General features: G+C 45.9%; 13 protein-coding genes. 10 read left to right on the forward strand and 3 right to left on the reverse strand.

All coding sequences use genetic code 11. From position 1 onward, the window contains the following. Positions 1-285: 285 nt before the first annotated feature. The 3 genes from B5D42_RS01915 (at position 286) to B5D42_RS01925 (ending at position 3123) form a co-directional block, all read left to right on the forward strand. Positions 286-1116 (forward strand): energy transducer TonB, encoded by an 831-nt coding sequence (locus B5D42_RS01915; RefSeq protein WP_078829733.1) that lies wholly within the window; start codon positions 286-288, stop codon positions 1114-1116. A gap of 57 nt (positions 1117-1173) precedes the next feature. Then, positions 1174-2559 carry a tRNA uridine-5-carboxymethylaminomethyl(34) synthesis GTPase MnmE gene (mnmE, locus tag B5D42_RS01920; RefSeq protein ID WP_217698760.1) on the forward strand — a complete coding sequence of 462 codons (1386 nt, stop codon included), beginning with the start codon at positions 1174-1176 and terminating at the stop codon, positions 2557-2559. Positions 2560-2658: 99 nt separating this feature from the next. Then, positions 2659-3123, forward strand: coding sequence for a nuclear transport factor 2 family protein (locus B5D42_RS01925; protein WP_078829734.1), 465 nt, complete (start codon positions 2659-2661; stop codon positions 3121-3123). A 164-nt stretch (positions 3124-3287) separates the two neighbouring features. On the opposite strand, the gene B5D42_RS01930 is transcribed toward B5D42_RS01925, so the two are convergent. Then, a complete protein-coding gene (locus B5D42_RS01930) occupies positions 3288-3632 on the reverse strand; it encodes a YciI family protein (RefSeq protein ID WP_078829735.1) in 345 nt (114 codons plus the stop codon). A gap of 256 nt (positions 3633-3888) precedes the next feature. On the opposite strand from B5D42_RS01930, the gene B5D42_RS01935 reads away from it, so the two are divergent. Beyond that, positions 3889-5055: a hypothetical protein gene (locus B5D42_RS01935; RefSeq protein ID WP_078829736.1), complete on the forward strand. Its 1167-nt coding sequence runs from the start codon at positions 3889-3891 to the stop codon at positions 5053-5055. Between the two features lie 119 nt (positions 5056-5174). On the opposite strand, the gene B5D42_RS01940 is transcribed toward B5D42_RS01935, so the two are convergent. Continuing rightward, a complete protein-coding gene (locus tag B5D42_RS01940; protein WP_078829737.1) occupies positions 5175-5903 on the reverse strand; it encodes a DUF8737 domain-containing protein in 729 nt (242 codons plus the stop codon). Positions 5904-6323: 420 nt separating this feature from the next. Here B5D42_RS01940 and B5D42_RS01945 point away from each other — a divergent pair, with 420 nt between their 5' ends. After that, a complete protein-coding gene (locus tag B5D42_RS01945) occupies positions 6324-7019 on the forward strand; it encodes a DUF4339 domain-containing protein (RefSeq protein ID WP_078829738.1) in 696 nt (231 codons plus the stop codon). 51 nt (positions 7020-7070) lie between these two features. Here the strand turns inward: B5D42_RS01945 and B5D42_RS01950 are convergent, their stop codons facing one another. Next, complete coding sequence (locus B5D42_RS01950; RefSeq protein WP_139366943.1) at positions 7071-7823, reverse strand: hypothetical protein; 753 nt, start codon at positions 7821-7823, stop codon at positions 7071-7073. A 189-nt stretch (positions 7824-8012) separates the two neighbouring features. On the opposite strand from B5D42_RS01950, the gene B5D42_RS01955 reads away from it, so the two are divergent. From B5D42_RS01955 to B5D42_RS01975, 5 genes are all read left to right on the forward strand, one after another. After that, positions 8013-8474, forward strand: a complete 462-nt coding sequence (locus B5D42_RS01955) for a YqgE/AlgH family protein (protein ID WP_078829740.1) — start codon at positions 8013-8015, stop codon at positions 8472-8474. Positions 8475-8853: 379 nt separating this feature from the next. After that, positions 8854-11604 carry a hypothetical protein gene (locus tag B5D42_RS01960; RefSeq protein WP_176112873.1) on the forward strand — a complete coding sequence of 917 codons (2751 nt, stop codon included), beginning with the start codon at positions 8854-8856 and terminating at the stop codon, positions 11602-11604. 80 nt (positions 11605-11684) lie between these two features. Beyond that, the gene (locus B5D42_RS01965; protein WP_078829742.1) at positions 11685-12329 is read left to right on the forward strand and encodes a DUF922 domain-containing protein; all 645 of its coding nucleotides are present in this window, start codon (positions 11685-11687) and stop codon (positions 12327-12329) included. 98 nt (positions 12330-12427) lie between these two features. Beyond that, positions 12428-13702 (forward strand): response regulator, encoded by a 1275-nt coding sequence (locus B5D42_RS01970; protein WP_078829743.1) that lies wholly within the window; start codon positions 12428-12430, stop codon positions 13700-13702. Next, a complete protein-coding gene (locus tag B5D42_RS01975) occupies positions 13699-17301 on the forward strand; it encodes a response regulator (protein ID WP_078829744.1) in 3603 nt (1200 codons plus the stop codon). Before B5D42_RS01970 ends, B5D42_RS01975 begins: the two co-directional genes overlap by 4 nt.

Here is a 17301-nt window from a genome sequence, read left to right on the forward strand (position 1 = left end):
TTAACCGTACCGATCTTACGATGTCGCTGCTGATGTCTTTCGGGGGCTCAGCGCAGCACGCATCTGCCATTTCTGAAACTTACGCGGTGCTGTCATTTGTGTCGCTCAGGCCGCTCAATCCTCACTTTGCTACTTACAAATCACTTCATCGAAACAACCTCCCTTTCCCTCACCATGCCACAAGCATCCCTCACCGTACCGCAGGTACCCCTCACTTCGCTACTTACATCACTCACCCGATATGGAAATTCCCCACCCGCGCATCCTATTAATAAACCTAACATTATGGAAAAGCAAAAAATTCTCTCCGCAGACATCCTCGACATTTTATTCGAAGGAAAGAACAAAGAGTACGGTGCGTACGAATTGCGCAAGACCTATGAAAAGCGCATCACGTATGCATTGTCGGGCACAGCTGTTATTTGTTTGTTACTGTTTGCTGGTTCTATTCTTGCGCGGGATGGCAAGAAACAGGATCCGCAATTGTATGTAGATAAACAGATAGAACTGGAGTCCGTCAAGAAAGATCCGCCACCAGAAGAGTTGCCAAAGCCCGAGCAAAAACCGGTAGAAGAAAAGCCAATTGCAACAGTAAAAAATCTAACACCCCAGATCGTTCCTGATAAAGAAGTGACGCCGGAAGATGAAGTGAAATCGATTGACGAAATGGTGGATGTGAAGATCGGAAAAGAGAATCTCGATGGCGAAAAAGGAGTAGACATTGTAACCCCACCCGTAGAAAAATCGATTGGCGTTGGCGAAGGCCTGAAAGTGAAAGAGCCCGATTACGAAAAAGATATTTTCTACAACGTGCAGATTGCGGCTTCTTTCAACGGCGGTATGGACGCCTGGCGCAAATACCTGGAACGCAACCTGAACCGCGACCTGCCTTCAGAGAACGGAGCACCGCCTGCACAGTACACAGTAACCGTTTCCTTCATTGTAGACCGCGAGGGCAGGATCAGCGATGTAAAGGCGGAGAATGACCCTGGCTTCGGAACAAAAGAGGAAGCCGTGCGCGTGATCCTGAAAGGCCCCAACTGGATCCCTGCGCAACAGAATGGCCATAAAGTGATCTACAGGCACAGACAACGGATCACTTTCCAGGTGGAATAAAGCCTGGTGCCGTATCCTGACCCGATTGACTTAATTTTGCAGCTAAATGCAAAGACTATGAGCGGTCAGTTGATGGGTTGGGACGATACAATCGTGGCGCTGGCTACCCCTCCGGGTATCGGCGCCATCGGCGTGATAAGGGTCAGCGGCAAAAAGACCTTTGATGTAATGAATGAACTCTTCCCTTCCAAAGATCTTCATCAACAGGCAACACATACCATACATGTCGGTTTTTTAAAAGAGGGCGAACAGGTGCTGGATGAAGTGGTACTTTCCCTGTTCCGCAATCCGAAATCTTATACAGGTGAAGATGTGATCGAGATCAGTTGTCATGGTTCACCGTTTATACAGCAGCAGGTAATGGCTGCCATTACTTCCCGCGGGGTGCGGCTTGCAAAGCCCGGCGAATTCACACAACGTGCTTTTCTCAACGGCAAACTCGATCTGGCACAGGCAGAAGCGGTAGCCGACCTTATTGCCAGTAATACAGCCGCCAGCCAGAAAGCAGCCATGCATACCATGCGCGGTGGCTTCTCTAACGATCTGCAGGCACTGCGCGAACAACTGATCAGCTTCTCCGCCATGATAGAACTGGAACTCGATTTCTCGCAGGAAGATGTTGAATTTGCAGACCGTACCGCGCTCAATAACCTGATCCATACACTCTCGATGGCTACGCACCGTTTGCTGCATTCTTTCCGCCTGGGAAATGTGATCAAGAACGGCGTACAGGTGGCGATTATCGGCAAGCCGAATGCAGGTAAGTCTACTTTACTCAACGCACTACTGAACGAGAACCGAGCCATTGTAAGCGATATAGCAGGCACTACCCGCGATACGGTTGAAGAAGTACTGAACATAGATGGTATTCTTTTCCGCCTCATAGACACGGCCGGCATCCGCGAGCATACACAGGATTTAGTTGAAAGCATCGGTATCGAAAAAAGCCTGGAGAAAATGCGCGCCGCTGATATCGTACTTTATCTTTTCGATATCAACGAAATCACACCGGAGCAATTGCAGCAGATCAGCGGAGACCTTACCCGCGAAGACATCAACCACTTACTCGTAGCCAACAAATGTGACCTGCAGTCTGAAGCCTTACAGCAACAGTTTTCTGCTCTCTTCAGCAATATCATCTTCATCGCCGCCCGCGATAACCGCGGCATAGACCTGGTTAAACAGGAACTGGTTGCCCGCACCATCGGCGGCCAGGTGAATACCGAATCCACCATTGTTACCAACGCCCGCCACTACGATGCCCTCTTAAAGCTCGCTGGTGCTTTAGACGATGTACAGCTGGGCTTAGATCAGAAAGTCCCCGGCGATCTTTTAGCGCTTGATATTCGCCAGGCCTTGCATTATTTGGGTACCATCACCGGCCAGATCACGAATGAGGATCAGCTGGATTTTATTTTTAGTAAGTTTTGTATTGGGAAGTAGAACACCTAAACCATCGTTAAACAAAACAAATACATATTTGTAAATAAAGACTTCCACTCTGGAACTTTAATTTCGCATATCATACACAATAAAATCCCTATGAACAAAATCCTCCTCACTCTCTGCATCTCATTCACCCTCACTACCACTCATTCATCAGCCCAAGATGCCACCAAAAATGAATTATATAAAACCATCGCCCACATGGATAGTGTGATGTTCGATGCTTTTAACCGCCAGGACTTGGAGACGCTGAAACTGGTCTTCGCTTCCAATCTTGAATTTTATAATGATGGCGGAGGTCTCAGCGGTTATGAAGAAACGATCAGTAACTTTAAGAAGATGTTTGAAGCTAACAAGACCAGCGGCCTGCGCCGGGAATTGCTTCCCGGCACTTTGGAGGTTTATCCCGTTCCCGGATTTGGTGCAATCGAGGTTGGAAAGCATAAATTCATTCATACAGAAAACGGGAAGGAAGAAGTGGGGCTCTTGAAGTTTATCCAAACCTGGCGCTACGAAAACGGGAAATGGCAGGCAACCCGCGTGATCAGCCTTGGACATTAATCTGTATTTCTATAACCTGATTGGCTCGGCAATCTAAAGTCGAAATCAGTGAGCATTAGGATTTTGCTATGAATGCCTTCCGGAGGGCATTCATGAAGCGAGGTTTTATCTGAATATCGCAAAGACAAACAGTATCTTCAACCGCAGTTTAATTAAGTTTGTTTCTATTCGCGCTTTAGCACTTCCCGCACTTCAATATTTCCGCCAGCCTGCTCAAAGATCGGATTAAGCTTTGCCAGTTCTACTGCTTCGTCGATGGTTTCCGCTTTTACAACAACGTAACCACTGATGAATGCACTGTTTTCCGTATGTGGCCCGTCGGTCACTACGCTGCCTGTTTGTATGGTTTTAGCCGTTGCGGGGAATGGCAAAAGCGTGTTGCCCTTGTCTGCAAGCCTGCCCAGTGCTGTGATTTTGGCCAGCCAGTTCATACGTGCCTGCATTTGTTCGGGCGATGGCCTGAAGTTGGCAATGTCTTTTAATCTGAAGATCAACGCAAATTCTTTCATTTTTAAAGTTTGTTGTTCATATGATAACGATTGACGTTTTGTAATGGGGACAGTTCTGCGATTGTTTCTGCTCAGCAAAAAATAAAAAGTTCGGTATATTGTATTGGCAGCATCGGGCTATGAATTTACATGCGCCAAAGACATCGGGAATCTGCGGTTTACAAGATGCAAACACGGGAGCTGAAGTGGCGTAACTAATTGTTATGCAAAAAGACTATGTAACAATAATTCTCTTTTGTATATTGATTTCGCATCCATGCGCACATCAAAAAACCATACCCGTAAACCAAATACCAGGCAGGAAACTATTGCTTTTTCTTCCGGTATTTCCAAACCTGCTGTAAAGCCTTTTCATGCGGTAAAAGCCGGCAGCCCGCCCGTTGTACAACGTTATACCGAAGAGGACGGCGCCAAGGTCTCTGAAAACAGGGAATTTGCAGTAAAAAAGGAAGGGCTGGCAGACAGTGAGCTGTATGTTAGGGATGGCATACAGCCCAGAGATCTGGATGTTGCCACATTTACTCCAGGCGCTGCTTCAGAGGATCATCCTTACGGGATGAAAAAAGTAGAAAAGACCCTGTTGATGAGTACAGACGATATTCAGCGGATTCATTGTGGTGACTTTGCAAGAAGGGCTACAGGCATCGGGGAGAACGTAGAGAATGGAACTGCGCCTCCGGGCCGCAGTCTCTATACAGAACTTACCTGGGGCATCAGTCCGGATGAGAGAACACAACGCAGCAACTGGGGAAATCACTATGCACCTGTGATCCTTGCAGACGGGGGCGACAGAGGCACTTTCGAAACTGCTGTTCATGTTGATCATGCATGGTTTGGTATTTACGGACAGGCCAGAGGTCAGACTTTCCGGATAAAAACTGTAATAGCTGATATAAAACTGGCTGTATCAAGAAAAATACTGGATGAGGAGACGGGCATAAAATTATTGACGGCCGTAAATGAATACATAAGTTCGGGTGAGAGAACAATAGAAGACGATAAATACCTGCAGAAGGAATTGGAGGCAATAGCCGAAATGGAAGGAAAAGATCCCGATATAGACGAAAAGTTCAAGGCGGCGGCAGAAAAGAAAAGATTGGAAGAAGAAGCCGAAAGAATTGAAATGGAAAGGGTATGGGGGCTCTTCAGAGACGAGGATGCAAATACAGTTTGGGAAGCTATTAAAGAGATCAATCCTTCGTCTTTAAAATATGGATTACTTCACAAGATCGAAACTAAGGCGAAGGAGGAAAACCAAACAGTAATGCTGGTAAAAATACAACGCTGCAAGGAATTGAATGACGAACGTCTGGGCGTGAAAAAGCGTGGCGGAATGAGCACAACGAGTAAAGTAACGATTGGTGCGGGTATTATAGCAGCCGGTGTATTAATCGCATGGCTACTTACCAGGAAGAAAAAATAAGTGATATTATTAATTTAAGATAAACCGCAATACCAGGCTGGTAGGTTACCTATGTTACCAGAGCGGAACTTAACAGCAAACTGCTTAGAACTACAGGCATGACGGCCTGGCCGGTAACCTCAATTCTTACTTTTTTTATCATCTCTGTACAATAATCGCCTGACAGAAACAAGGTGTGCGAATAAAACAACAGGAACAATAAAAGTTGGTAACCAGCTGAAAGGGAAATATAAAATGCCGATGTTGGGTTGATCGAACGCAAATTTTTGAAGCGGGGAAGGCGTTGATAAAAAAGCATTCACAACGATATTAAGCAGCAGCGCCAGGCAGAGGAGGTTCCATACAAGAATTCCTTTCCGCGTGATTTTTGCTTTTTTAAAACCCAGCCAGGCAATGAGCGGCGCTGTAATACCCGCAATGATATCAAAATTCCGCCCTTCAAAAGTCATCAGGCCGGGAATGGCTTTGTTCAGGAAAAGCCAGAACAATACGATCTCCACGGGAATCCTGACAATATGCAGACAGGTAAGGTTAACTAAAGGAAGGCTGTCGATAAATGTCCGCCCTTTTTTTGTTGCGAATAAGATGATGATTGTAGCGATCGGCGGCATTACCCCGAACAAAACAATTTTCGGAGGCAGCGCATCCGTGCCGGTATTATACACGTTCTTAAATGTAAGAACCGCCTGGATCGCCAGCCATAGAAGCAAACAGGCAGTGATCCTGCCGGCATTCTGTCTTACTGTTTGTGTCGCAGCATTTCTGATTGTCAGAAAGAATAGCAAAAGTGTAACTAATGCTGTAAGCCCGAAAAACAGGGGCACATATATGGGCAGGGATGGTAACATGGTTATTTTGAATACTGCAAGATAATTTTATTCTGAATACATGTGTGCGTGCAACTTACTAAGGAAAAAGTATTTCAGGTAGCAAAAAAACTTGCATATGTCTTTTTTTATTTGCAACTTGGTGATCTCCCCCTGAAATCCAATCCGATATCCTGAGACATCTTTTATCGTATGCGTCAATCGCATAGGGATCATGCTTTTATTTAATAACCATAAACTAAACCCATGGGAAATTTAGGTTTTCAGGAACTGCTCCTGATCATATTCGTCATTGTAGGATTTCCATTATTTTTTTATTGGCTTGGCAAACGGTCAGGTTATAAACAGGGCCAGCTGGATATGTACAAGAAAATGGAGGAGGAGAGGCGACGCTAAGCTGTTCAATACTAACCGCTAACTAACATTATATCAAAACCAGCTATGCAGTATTTTTTACATGATGGCCAGGATCAATATGGCCCTTTTACCTTAGATGAATTACGTAGTCAATCGCTTTTAAAACCTGATACACTGGTGTGGTGTGAAGGAATGACGGAGTGGCTTAAAGCAAGTCACATCGAAGAGTTAAAAGCTGTGCTTAAATCTGTTCCTCCGCCATTGGTAAAGCCTCCGGCTATTACAATTCCTGGCACAAAAGCTTCACCTGCGCCTTTAATGCTTCAACCTGCATCTTCAGGATTTGCAGCATGGAAAGCCATTGCAATTATTGTAGTTGTATTGGTTTTGGCTTATGCAGGTTACGCTGTATATGATAAACAACAACAAGAAAACCAGGAACAGGAGCGTATTGTCCGCGAGGAAAGCCTGAAGAAGCAGGTCAGGGATAATATCCGCGCATATGTACAGGCCGGAAACAGCGAATACAGGATAAGTGTTCTAGGTGGCGTTTATGGCTTGAGTATTACTGTCTCTAATCAAACAGAGTACCTGCTTGATAATGTGCGGGTGCTGATCAGGTATATAAAAGCCAATGGAGAAACATGGAAAGAAGAAACGCTTGATTTCGCACTGGTTCCTCCTAACAATAAAATGACTTTGCGTGCGCCGGATAGTGATCGCGGAACGAGCGTGGATTATAAGATCGTTTCGATTAAATCCGAAGCGTTGGGTTTATAAAAAACAACTTTTGGAAAGTTCCGGAACTTTCCAAAAGTTACGTTTACATGTTCAGTAATACCTATACCTCACCGAATCCACATCATTCCCGTAAGGTGCATAAGAAACATAACTTTCCTTTACCAGCCTGCTGCTATTATAGCTGTATTGTACGGATGTTCTTTTATTAAATGTTCCCATTGCATAATGGTATTGTTCTTCCGTTGCCAGCTGATTGTGGCTGTATGTGTATAGAAATTTATAGGAAGGCTGGTTCCGGCCATCCAGCAATTGCACTTCAACAGGTTGTGTGCCCTGGTATTTTGTTTCCTTCACTTTAAGTAACACGGCATTTACATCATAGGTTCTGCGTTTGGTTTCAAGGTTATTGGTGTATTCAACTCCGGTCGCTTCCGTGTTATCATAACGGGCTGCTGCTGCGTTGTAAATTGAGATGACATAACTTTTGAGGAAGATGCCCTGGTAGAAATATTCCTCACGTGCTGCCGGCTTGAATTGATGTGCGGCAATATCATAATCGAACCGGTATTTTTCGGAAAGAAAACCCTGGCGGTAGATAAGACTGTCGTAAGAAACCTGTTCTTCCGTGCCGTTATTTAAAACTACTGTCCGTTCGATCTTGCGTAAAGTGTCGTTCACATAGATAAATAAATCCCGGCTGCTGTGGTAAAGATTGTTGGGTGCCAGGTAGTAAATCTTTTCTTTCAGCCTGTTGCTGGTGCCGGTAAGGGTAACATCTGCTGGTTTGGTGCAGGCAGAGAAACTGATCATCGCAATGATCACTGCAAAGAATCCGTATTTCATAAAAGTTGCTTTATTTTCTTCTATGATACACACAATGGCCGGCGGGTGATGATTTTTAGTTCAACTGCTGATAGTTGTGTTTAAAATGAAGCTCAGGCCTGATAGGGAGCTTTTGGAAAGTTCCGGAACTTTCCAAAAGCTGGTTCCGGGAAAATTGGATTATATTGTTTCTGTATTTACCCCGAGAATATGCAGCAAATATCCCAAACTTCTATCCTTGTCGCTACCAGCCTGCTGGACGGCAGCGATTTTGAAAACGCCCGTGTTTTTATTCATCATTCGGATCAAAAAGATGTGGTTGGCTTTATACTGAACAAACCTTTCAACAGGAGCCTCAATGAACTGGCTGAATTTTCTCACAGTAATCCTGTGCCTTTGTTCAATGGCGGCCCGGTTGATCACGAACATCTTTTTGTATTGCACCGCAGACCGGATCTGATACCCGGCGGCGAACCCATTGGCGATGATGTGTATTTCGGTGGCGATTTTCAGCAGGCTGTAAACCTGCTCAATAACGGCTCACTTCCCGAAAGCGACATCCGTATTTTTATCGGTTATTGCGGCTGGGACAAAGAACAGCTCGATGAAGAGATCGGAGAAGGCAGTTGGACAGTTACTGCGAATGGCGGCAAGGGGATATTCTCTTTTTAACATACCCAGCACCGTGGTTTTTCCCGGATGTATCATAATTCTAAGTTGGTATATTTAATGCCATTATCTTACTGTGCAAAAAACATCCGTACATACCAATGCCACACAGCCTGTTGCAGATACGAGGCAGGGTAATAACGGAATGAGTTTACCTGCTGTCGGTCTTCTTCAGGAAAGAAACTACAGCCAGCCGGGGGCACAAAATCCCTATACGTTTAATCCGGACGGTCCGCCAGTGCAAGGATTTTTTACCCGCGTTAATGATAATTCCGGAATGCAGTATCGGAATGGAGTTTCTTTCCGGCCAGGTACAGCAACCTCGCAAAATGGCAGCGGGTCTGCTCAGTTACAGTCGTGGCCTGAAGCACAGCGGCAGCGCATGAACACAATAGGTGAAACTGCGATCTCATCCGGGAGCACGGTGGTTCAGGGCGTATTCAAAAAAATAGATACCTATTATATTGACGAAGAAAGTAAGGAGACCTATTATTTCGACCGGCAGCTCGATGATAATATATACAGCCTGTACAATCATCTGTATCGTGTTATTATGAATGCTAACGGCGAATTGCTGAAAAAATATCCGCTGGACAAAAATGATTACATGCCTGACCTGGCAAAAGAATTCCGGCAGCCGGAACAATTATCAGCTACAGAGGAAGACGGAGACATGTTCTATCCGGAAGAACATGTCGGTCCCGGCATTAAAGAAGAAACCGGCGCGAAGATCGGTAAACTCACTACTGATCTCACAGCACAGATAAGGTTGCTGCCAATGAGCCAGGGCAGTAATAAAGATGGCCAGTTCAACGAATATAAATATACGGCAAATCAGATCTGGGTTTCGTCTGTAGAACTCGGGGATCTCGACAGGCCGGAAACCCAGTTTGATAATCAGGAATCGCATACTGTTTCCTGGACCCTTGTACGTAATGGCATCATGGCGCTGAAAGATCAGACCCTGCAGGATTTTGTGCTTTACCTGAAACAGGCTTTTGATGAACTTGCTGTTTTTACTCATGAACTGGAAGGTAAGATCCTGAGCGAAATGGCGACAGGAAATAATTTGCTTCAATCAATGGCCGAGCACAAGCTACCGCTTGCTGTATGGCAAACGCTTACCTCCAGGCTGCTGATCCAGTACTTGCAGGTTTACCAGCTTAGCTCCGCTGCAACATATAAAAGAGGACCGGCCAAAGGACATGGAGAATCGCACGCAAGAAAACGACTGGAAGATGACAACAGGGAGGCTGAACAGCATAAAAAATGCTCCCGCAGCAATGCCAAGATCGCATTGGATATAGCAAAACTGCTCGATGTTCAATTCAGGGTGGATTCACTCGGTGTGCAGGAATATGCATTTGCAATCAAGCACTGGATAGAGATGTTGGATAGTTATCTGCCGTCCCTGATGGCGTATTGCAAGGATGATATACTGAAACCCGTTCTGGAAAAGCAGCTGGCTGTGTCTTTTAAACGTGAACTTGGGTTGGATGATGATGATAACGTGATAGTGATGGAACTGCTGGATAATTACAACTACAGCCATGTCATGTCTAAAAAGAAAAACGTAGAAAGTAGCGTCAAAATAAAAAAACTAGACGTGAATAAAATCGATATCGGGCAACTGCAGACCAGTTTTGTAGCTAATATTGGCATTAGACCGGAAGAACAGGGCACCAACCAGAACAGGACAGTTGTTGACGGACAAAGCTTTACAGACAAATCGTACCTGGTAGGCGATCTTTCCGTAAGGGATATCATGATCAGCGACCAGGACCGGCCCAAGACCAAATTCATCAAAGACCAGAAATCGCATACAGTTCCATGGACGCTTGTACGTAATACCATCACGAGTTTCCAGGGTCAGCCTGTTATAAGATTGCTGAAATATCTTCATGACAGGTTTGAAGAACTGGCAAACGATGTTAGTCATACCAATGGGAAAGAGCTTGTAGTAGCTGGTCTGAAAAAGATCAATGACTGTACAGGCAGCCATTTTGTTGATGAATGGCAGGCGGAGATCAGCGAGATCGTTCGTTCTTATTTCATTGCGCACCAGGTAGCAGAATCCACGTCTTATATCAATCCGAAAGAGGCGGACCGGGCATTGGGACATGGAGAAAGTTCACATATGAAAGTATTGCGCAGAAATGAATATACACTTTCCAGCAGGGGAGGTATTATTGATGATGAGGAACGGATCGGTACTGCCGTTAAATCTATGTTCGATGCAGAAATAACAAATTCATTCGGCGAGAAGAATGTCAGGAATGCTTACAAGGGGCTGTTGCATATGATGAACGCCTCATTTCCTGTCATTATGAAGCACTACGGCCAAGCAATACAGGAAAAAATGATGGAAGAGACAGTGGGCAGTGGCAGAAAACTGGGCGAGCTCATGGCTGATAAATCACTCGAAGATAAAAATAGTCTTTTCGGGCCAGTCAATCTTGGTATGGATGAGAACCCGTTCGGTGACGATTCGCTGATAAATGAACATGGATTTATCAGGGCGCAGCATATGCCTGATTTCATCCAGGCATATCGCAGTGATCTCGCATTGTCCAATGCTTTCCTGACTGAAGGTGAAGGCCAGATTGCAGCAACTTATCTTGGGCTGACCTTAGAAGTATACAGCGCGAGTCCGAAGGGAAATATTACTAATATTCAGAATCCCGGTGGCGGCGATTGCCTGATCCATGCCCTTGTTCAGGCCTTTAATATAAAAGCCGGAAAAGCGCCTGGTGAAGCAAGTGCCGAAGAGATACTCGCTATACGGAAACATATTGCAGCGGAACTGTCGGATGAAACGATCGAAAATCTCTGTATAGCTGCCGTTACAGGTAAAATCGTGGGAATAGATGAGCCCGGGTTGGGCCCGAAAATGCGTAACCTGCTTAGGAATCCGGCCATCATGTATGCAAAAACAGTAAGATTGTTTGACAACGATAATTACAAAGAAGCACCAGATGATTTTCCCAATATCGGTAACCTGGAGGATGATAATGTGCAGGATGCACCGGTAACAGGCCCTGTGTCAACATTCGGAGGCGGCGAAGCTGATAGAAAACTGGCATTGTTATGTGAGGGAAATCACTATATCCTCATGCGCAATAATGATGCATAACAGGTAACATTAAGCAGGTATCCCGAACCGTACATCAAACTGGCTTTTATCTTCCTGCATTTTCCTTTTATATTTGAATCATGCTGCATAATCATCATTTCCGCTCGTACGGAAGCCTTGTGAAAGGATGGCTTGCCGGTATCGTACTGCTTGTGTCTTTAACACAGGCCAATGCCCAGTATGTGAACGACCGTATCGTCTGGTCTGACCGAAAACTTACCGCGAAAGATTTTAAACAGCGTTTCGATACTTCGATGATCAAAGATGAGCCGAGAGCCGTGGCGCATATCAGTACCACGATATGGTTCGATTATAAAGAAACGGACAAAAAGGAACTGATCTTCGATGTGTATGCCTACTTCAACCCCGATTTTTCCTGGGTAAAGCCGGGTTTCAGGCATGATGGGCAGGTGATGAATCATGAACGGTTCCATTTTAACCTGGCTGAACTCTATGCCCGCAAAGTCCGTAAACTGCTCAGCACCTATACCTTTAACCCGGATACCTATAAAGTACAGATCGCCGCTTTCCAGAAAAAGTTCAGCGATGAAATGCGCGCACAGCAAAAGCGTTATGACGAGGAAACGGTACACGGAACAAAAGTGCATACGCAGGCCGACTGGGAAGATGCCATTAAAAGGGAGCTGGAAGAATTGGACACCTACCGGAAGGAGAAACACATGCGTCCGAACAGGTCGCTGATGAACGCCACAGCGCAGAATTAGGGCTGGCATAATATTTATAGCAGCGAACTTTTTTGCTTTTACTGTGGCTTGTTGATTTACAGGCTGTTAAATAAGTAAATAATGAGTATTTTGCGGATATGATCCTTATAGTGGATGATCGCCCCGAGAATATCCTCTCGCTGAAAAGTTTCCTCGAATTGCACCAGTTCGAGGTTGATACTGCTGCATCCGGAGAGGAAGCGCTTAAAAAAGTACTGAACACCCCCTACTTCCTCATTATCCTGGATGTACAGATGCCGGGCATGGATGGTTTTGAAGTTGCTGAAGCCATTTCCGGTTACAGCAAGGCAAAAGACACGCCCATCATTTTTCTCAGCGCTGTGAGCACGGAGAAACGTTTTATCACACAGGGCTATACTTCCGGCGGTGTGGATTATGTAACCAAACCTTTCGATCCGGATATCCTGCTGCTTAAAGTGAAAACTTTCTACCGCATTCACGTGCAGAAGAAAGCACTGAGCGATATGCAGGATGAACTGAAGAAAGAGATCGAGATCCGTAAGCATGCCGAAATGGAGCTGAACCTTGTGAACCAGCTGCTGGAGCAAAGGGTAGCTGAACGCACGGAAGAACTGAAAAACACCAACGAGATCCTCGCCAAGAAAAATACCGAGCTCCAGCAGTTCGCTTATGTTTCTTCGCATGATCTGAAAGAACCGCTGCGCAAGATCCAGATCTTCAGCAATATCATCCATGATAAATACCTGCAGAATAATCCCGAAGCAAGCGATTATATCAACCGCATCATTTCCTCTTCAAGCAGGATGACCACACTGATCAACGACATCCTCGAATATTCGAGGCTTACCGTTAAGAATGATTTCCGCAATATGGATATCAACCTGATCGTAAATGGTGTGATCGCAGACCTGGACATTTTTATCCAGGAGAAAAAAGCGGAAATCACCGTAGCGCCCTTCCCGCTGATGATGGTGATTCCCGTTCAGATCCGTCAGTTGTTCCAGAACATTATCAGTAATGCGCTGAAATTCTCCCGCCCTGATATTGCCGTTAAGATTAATATCAACGCTGAAATCATTGCCGAGAAGTCTTTCTCTTCGCCGGCAGTTCCCGTAGAAGAGGCGGAATACTGCCGTATCAGTATCAGCGATAACGGGATCGGTTTTAATGAATTGTATATCGATAAGATTTTTGCCATATTCCAGCGCCTGCATTCGAAAGACGAATATGCCGGAACGGGAATAGGGCTGGCCATCGTTAAAAAAATTGTAGACAATCATAACGGCCTTATCCAGGCATGCAGCAAGCCCGGAGAAGGTGCTGTGTTCACCATAGTGCTGCCACTTACCCAATCCATTACTCATCCATCTTCAGAAACCATATCCGCATGAAATCTTCTTTAAAAAGGAACCTGATCATTGGCTTCGGTTTTTCGCTTGTACTGTTGATCGTCAGCTCAGTCGCTTCTTATGTAAGCATCCGCAACCTGCTCGACAGTGTAAAAGCTGTTCAGCATACCGGAGATGTGATTGAAAGACTCGAACGGACGCTTTCTATCCTGAAAGATGCCGAGACGGGTCAGCGCGGTTTCCTGCTCACGGGTAAAGAGGCATATCTGGAGCCCTACAATGGTGCATATGACCGGGCATTGAACGAGCTGCAGCAGTTGCGTCAGCTTACGGTTGACAATGCTGCGCAGCAGGCCAATGTGGAAGACCTCAATGATGTGATCGTGCTACGGCTGAAAATGCTGTCTTCACTGATCTCAAAAAGAAAGGCCGGCCAGCAGCTTGATGAGACGGAACTCGAAAAAGGTAAAGAATACATGGATGAGGCGCGCAGGCTTGTTGCCGTTATGCGTGGCCGTGAAAGAGACCTGCTTGCCACACGCGTGGAAAAGCTGGATCGGTTTGCCTCCAACACTCCTTTGCTGATCCTGCTCGCAGCAGCAATGTCTGTGATTATCACGGTCATCTTCTTCATACGCATCACCAACGATTTTGACAGGCGTTCGAAACTCCAGAAAGAGCTGGAAGATAAAGACGCCGATATTTCAAGACGCATTTCACTGATCGAAGGCATTGCTGAAAAAGTATCTTCCGGCGACTATGCCATCCGGGTTAAAGATGAAGGCAGTGACGGGCTCGGGAATCTCGCTGCATCGCTCAATAAAATGGCCGGTTCGCTGCAGCATTCTTTTTCATTGCTGTCGGATAAGGAATGGCTGCAGGCAGGTGTGGCAAAAGTAAATACAGAGATCATCGGGGAGATGGATATGGAAACACTGGCATCAAAGTCGATTGCGTTCATTGCTTCTTATACGCATAGTATCGTCGGTGCTTTATATATCTGTGAACATGATGAACGCTATGTTTTTGCAGGAGGCTATGCATTCGCCGGCGCGCGGAACAGGGTGATCAGACTTGGTGAGGGAACAGTTGGTCAGGCTGGTGCCAGTAGACAGACGATTCTTCTTACAGACATTAAAGATGAGAATGTTATGCTGAGTTTTGCAGCCGGCCAGGTAAAGCCGAGTTGCATTATAGCTGTACCTGTATTCTTCGAAAACAACGTCATCGCAGTGATGGAATTTGCGGCGCTGCATACCTACACCGAAAATGAAATGACATTCTTTAAAGACGTGGCATACAATATCGGCATTGCGGTGAACGGCGTTGAGAACCGGAAAAAGCTGCAGAACCTGCTGGAAGAAACGCAATCGCAGTCTGAAGAACTGCAGGCACAACATACCGAACTGGAAAATATCAATGAAGAACTGGAAATGCAGGCGCAGAAACTGCAGGCTTCTGAAGAAGAGCTGAAAGTACAGCAGGAAGAACTGCTGCAGGCTAACCAGGAACTGGAAGAAAGATCGCGCATGCTGGAAGAGAAAAACCAGCTGATCGTTGAACGTAACCAGGAAATACAGATGAAGGCAGAACAGCTTGCGCTGAGTACAAAATATAAATCGGAGTTCCTTGCCAATATGTCGCATGAACTGCGCACGCCGCTGAATTCGATATTGCTGTTGTCGAGACTGATGTCTGAGAACAACCAGCAGAATCTTTCAGACGAGCAGGTTGAATATGCCCGGGTGATCCAGAGCTCCGGTCAGGGCTTGCTGGTACTGATCAATGAAATACTGGATCTCTCCAAGATCGAGGCCGGCAAAATGGAACTGCAGGTAGAACCGGTGCCGGTTCGGGAAGTGGCCAATTCCCTGCAGTCTTTATTCCAGCCCCTGGCCGAAGACAAAAGGATCGGCTTCAGGATGGAGATCGGGCAGGACGTACCCGAAATGGTAGAGACCGACCGGCTGCGCCTGGAACAGATCCTCAAAAATTTCATTTCCAACGCACTCAAATTTACCTCCAAAGGATATGTAGCGCTTGGTATCCGTTCGCACGAAAAAGACAGGCATATCGTATTGTTTTCTGTAAAGGATACAGGTATCGGTATTTCAAAAGACAAGCAGGACCTGATTTTCGAAGCTTTCCAGCAGGAAGATGGTTCAACACGCCGCAAATACGGCGGCACCGGCTTAGGGCTTTCTATCAGTCGCGAACTGACCAAACTGCTCGGCGGACAAATAGAACTCAGAAGTGAACCCGGTGAAGGCAGTGAGTTCATACTTATACTGCCGATCACATTCGATCGCCGGCTGCTGGAGAACCAGCCCGTTGAAATACTCCCGGCGAAAGAGCAGCGCGACGAATCGCTCGCGGACAGAAAAGAAGAAACGCCGCGTTACCTGAGCGATTTTGTACCTGCAGATGTGCCGGATGACAGAGAGCAGATCAGGCAGGGGGATAAGGTGATTCTCATCGTTGAAGATGATACTGCGTTTGCAATGTCGATGCTTGAATTTACCCGGCAGCAGGGTTACAAAGGTGTGGTTTGTGTGCGCGGTGACGAGGCATTGTCATTCGCGAAGCAATATCATCCTGCGGGCATCCTGCTCGACATTCAGCTGCCCGTGAAAGATGGTATGGAAGTGATGGATGAACTGAAGACCGATCCGGCTACCAAACATATACCGGTCCATATGATGTCGTCTTACGAAATGCGTTACAAGAGTCTTTCGAAAGGTGCGGTAGACTTCATCAGCAAACCTTTTGCATTCGATCGGATGCAGGATGTATTTGAAAAGCTCAATTATATCCTTACTAAAAATCCGCAGAAAGTCCTGATCGTTGAAGAAAATAAAAAGCATGCAAAAGCATTGGCTTACTTCCTGGAGACCTATAACGTGAACGCAGAAATAAAAAGCTCAGTGAACGATGGCATACAGGCATTACTGGGGCAGGAGATCAACTGTGTGATATTGGATATGGGTGTTCCTGACCAGAAAGGATATGATACGCTGGAAGAAGTGAAGAAGACGCCCGGTCTTGAAGGCTTGCCTATCATCATCTTTACGGGTAAAAGTCTTTCGAAAAATGAGGAAATGCGGATCCGTCAGTATGCAGATTCTATTGTGATCAAAACGGCACATTCCTACCAAAGGATTAAGGACGAAGTATCGCTTTTCCTGCACCTGGTAGAAGAGAATACCAAGCCATCCGTAACCACGCAATACCGCAAACTTGGCGCGCTGAATGAAGTGCTTAGCGGGAAGACTGTACTGATTGCAGATGATGATGTCCGCAATATTTATTCGCTCACGCGGGCACTGGAAAGCTTCAATATGAATGTGCTTTCTGCGATAGACGGAAAGGAAGCCATGAAACGCCTGGCTGAGCATCCGGATACGGATATAGTGCTGATGGACATGATGATGCCTGAAATGGATGGTTACGAAACAACACGCGAGATCAAGAAAGACCGGAACCTGAAACATATCCCCGTGATCGCAGTAACTGCGAAAGCGATGCTTGGCGATCGCGAGAAATGCATCAGGGCGGGCGCATCTGATTATATTACCAAACCGGTAGATATAGACCAGCTGCTGTCGCTGCTGCGGGTATGGCTGTATGATGTAAAAGCTTAA

The sequence above is a fragment of the Sediminibacterium ginsengisoli genome (genome assembly GCF_900167075.1).
Lineage (GTDB): Bacteria > Bacteroidota > Bacteroidia > Chitinophagales > Chitinophagaceae > Sediminibacterium > Sediminibacterium ginsengisoli.

Bases quoted from the DNA above. Each gene is read 5' to 3' on its own strand.
- B5D42_RS01975 (WP_078829744.1), top strand. From the start codon at position 13,699: ATGAAATCTTCTTTAAAAAGGAACCTGATCATTGGCTTCGGTTTTTCG.
- B5D42_RS01960 (WP_176112873.1), top strand. From the start codon at position 8,854: ATGAACACAATAGGTGAAACTGCGATCTCATCCGGGAGCACGGTGGTT.
- B5D42_RS01930 (WP_078829735.1), bottom strand. From the start codon at position 3,632: ATGAAAGAATTTGCGTTGATCTTCAGATTAAAAGACATTGCCAACTTC.
- mnmE (WP_217698760.1), top strand. From the start codon at position 1,174: ATGAGCGGTCAGTTGATGGGTTGGGACGATACAATCGTGGCGCTGGCT.
- B5D42_RS01940 (WP_078829737.1), bottom strand. From the start codon at position 5,903: ATGTTACCATCCCTGCCCATATATGTGCCCCTGTTTTTCGGGCTTACA.
- B5D42_RS01935 (WP_078829736.1), top strand. From the start codon at position 3,889: ATGCGCACATCAAAAAACCATACCCGTAAACCAAATACCAGGCAGGAA.
- B5D42_RS01925 (WP_078829734.1), top strand. From the start codon at position 2,659: ATGAACAAAATCCTCCTCACTCTCTGCATCTCATTCACCCTCACTACC.
- B5D42_RS01965 (WP_078829742.1), top strand. From the start codon at position 11,685: ATGCTGCATAATCATCATTTCCGCTCGTACGGAAGCCTTGTGAAAGGA.
- B5D42_RS01950 (WP_139366943.1), bottom strand. From the start codon at position 7,823: ATGAAATACGGATTCTTTGCAGTGATCATTGCGATGATCAGTTTCTCT.
- B5D42_RS01915 (WP_078829733.1), top strand. From the start codon at position 286: ATGGAAAAGCAAAAAATTCTCTCCGCAGACATCCTCGACATTTTATTC.
- B5D42_RS01970 (WP_078829743.1), top strand. From the start codon at position 12,428: ATGATCCTTATAGTGGATGATCGCCCCGAGAATATCCTCTCGCTGAAA.
- B5D42_RS01945 (WP_078829738.1), top strand. From the start codon at position 6,324: ATGCAGTATTTTTTACATGATGGCCAGGATCAATATGGCCCTTTTACC.
- B5D42_RS01955 (WP_078829740.1), top strand. From the start codon at position 8,013: ATGCAGCAAATATCCCAAACTTCTATCCTTGTCGCTACCAGCCTGCTG.